Source organism: Flavonifractor sp. (genome assembly GCF_019422385.1).
Classification (GTDB): domain Bacteria; phylum Bacillota; class Clostridia; order Oscillospirales; family Oscillospiraceae; genus Flavonifractor; species Flavonifractor avistercoris.
This window is the reverse complement of sequence record NZ_JAHZDL010000161.1, coordinates 1-2,189: the sequence shown is the minus strand read 5'-3', so window position 1 is coordinate 2,189 and position 2,189 is coordinate 1. Positions and strand designations below refer to the sequence as shown.

Annotated in this window: 2 protein-coding genes and 1 pseudogene; all 3 read right to left on the bottom strand. The window is 68.6% G+C overall.

Going from position 1 to position 2,189, the window contains the following annotated elements:
• A partial coding sequence (locus tag QZ378_RS12765) for a triose-phosphate isomerase (protein ID WP_291258538.1) occupies positions 1–695 on the bottom strand: 695 nt, incomplete at its 3' end.
• Between the two features lies 1 nt (position 696).
• Entirely contained in the window at positions 697–1,980 is a 1,284-nt protein-coding gene (locus QZ378_RS12760) for a glucose-6-phosphate isomerase (RefSeq protein WP_291258537.1), read from the bottom strand.
• A gap of 3 nt (positions 1,981–1,983) precedes the next feature.
• Positions 1,984–2,189 (bottom strand): annotated as a pseudogene (locus tag QZ378_RS12755) (fructose-bisphosphate aldolase); the annotation flags it as partial.

Below are 2,189 nucleotides of genomic sequence, written 5' to 3'. Positions count from 1 at the left end.
CCGCCGCCGTACACCACGTCCAGGCCGCCGGTCTGCTCCTTGACGAAGCGGGCGATCTTCTCGATGTAGGGCTTGTCGGCGGGGGTCTTGCCGGGGCCGATGGACCAGATGGGCTCGTAGGCGATGACCACCCGGCTCTTGTCCACCCCGTCCAGGCCGATGGACAGCTGGTCGCCCAGCACCTGCTGCCACTGCTCCTGCTCCTCGCTCTTCTCGCCGATGCAGTAGAGCACCTTGAGCCCCGCGGCCTGGGCCGCCTTGCACTCCTGGTTGAGCAGGCGGTTGACGGCGGCGGTGTCGGTGACGCCCGCCTCGGCCAGGATGCCGGCCTTGTCGTTGCGCTCCTCGCAGTGGCCGATCAGCGTCCAGCAGCAGCCCAGGGCGGCGGCGGCGTGGGCGGGCCGGTTGGTGGTGAAGGCGCCGAAGTTGCCCCCCACGGCGGTGTCCGCCCGGAACACCCCCTGGCAGCCCAGCTGCACCGGGCTGTTCTCCGCCCGGGCGGCCGCGGCGGGAATCAGGTGGGCCTCGGGGAAGAAGTCCACAAACTCCACCTCGGCGGGGTCGTAGCCGGTCAGGCCCTTCTGGGTCTCGGCCACGATCACCCTGCCCCACTCGGCCATGGGGGCCAGGCGGTTGACCCCGCCCAGCTCCACCGGCACGTCAAAACGTTTCAAATTGAGGAAAATATGTTTCATATTACTTGGCACCCGGCTTTCCCAGATTTTTGAACATATAGCCCTTGTAGCTCTCCACGCCGGGCTGGTTGAAGGGGTTGACCCCCACCAGCCTGCAGGAGAGGTAGCAGGAGAAGAGGAAGAAATAGAACAGCTCCCCCAGGGTGTGGGCGTCGATGGCGGGGATGGACAGCTCCAGGCAGGGGATGCCCCCCTCGCTGTGGGCCCGCATGGTGGCCTGCCGGGCGGTGTCGTTGATGTCCCAGAAGTCCCTGCCCGTCAGGTAGTCGAAGTAGTCCTTCTTGTCCGTGGCGGGCAGCACCACCGACGCGTCGCGGGCCCGCACGGTCACGAAGGTCTCAAAGAGGATGGGGCTGCCCTGCTGGATGAACTGGCCGATGGAGTGGAGATCCTCCGAGTTGGAGGACACCACCGGGTACAGCCCGGTGCCGTCCTTGCCCTCGCTCTCGGCGAAGAGCTGGATCCACCACTTGGCGAAGTAGTCCAGCCGGGGCTCGAAGAAGGCCAGCATCTCCAGGCTGAGGCCCTGCTCCAGCATCCACTTGCGCAGGCAGGCGTACCGCAGGGCCAGGTTCTCCCCCGCCGGGGCGGCATGGAGTTCCTCCCGCATGTCCCGCATGCCCTGCACCAGGGCCTTCACGTCCACCCCGGCCACCGCCATGGGGAACAGGCCCACGTCGCTGCCCACGGAGTAGCGGCCGCCGATGCGCTCCGGGAAGGTGAGGAAGGTGTAGCCGTTGTCAATGCACAGCTGATGGAGGGTGGAGCCGGGGGTGCCGGTGGCGAAGATGCGCTTTGCCGCCTCCGCCTGGCCGTACCGCTGCTCCAGATAGCGGCGCAGCACCCGGAAGGAGATGCCCGGCTCCAGGGTCTCGAAGTTCTTGGCGATGCAGTCGATGTAGACGGACTGATAGCCGTCCAGCTCCTTCAGCAGCCGGGCGGTCTCGCAGGCGGAGATGGTGTTGCCCGCCCACAGGATGGCGGGGCCGTTCTCCGGCCGCAGGGCCTTCACCACCGCCCGGGCCGCCTGGTTGGAGCCGCCGATGCCGATGACCACGAAGGCGTCGGCGTCGGCCCGCACCCGGGCGGCCTGCTCCAGCAGGAAGTCCACCCGCTCGGGCCCGGCGGCCTCGTCCACGGAGAACCAGCCCAAGTTGTCCCGGTGCTGCGCCTCCCCTGCCAGCACCTCCGCCAGCAGGGGGGCGGCGGCCTGGAGCCGCTGCTCCAGGGCCTCCTCCGTGAGGCCCGTCCGGCCGCCGGAAAAGGTCAGGGTGATGTCCCCCATGGCTCAGCCCTCCTTGGCGTAACGCTCCGCCATGTCGGCCAGGGTGGCCTGCTCCACCAAGGGGGCGCGGCCATAGCTGCCGAACTCCACGATCAGGGTGCCCACGGCCTCCTTCACGCCCCGGCGCATGGCGTCGGTGATCAGGGCCACGGAGCCCTCGTCGCCGGTGCCGTACATGACGGTGTCCATGATGGGGGCCAGGAAGGCCC

Bases quoted from the DNA above. Each gene is read 5' to 3' on its own strand.
- QZ378_RS12760 (WP_291258537.1), bottom strand. From the start codon at position 1,980: ATGGGGGACATCACCCTGACCTTTTCCGGCGGCCGGACGGGCCTCACG.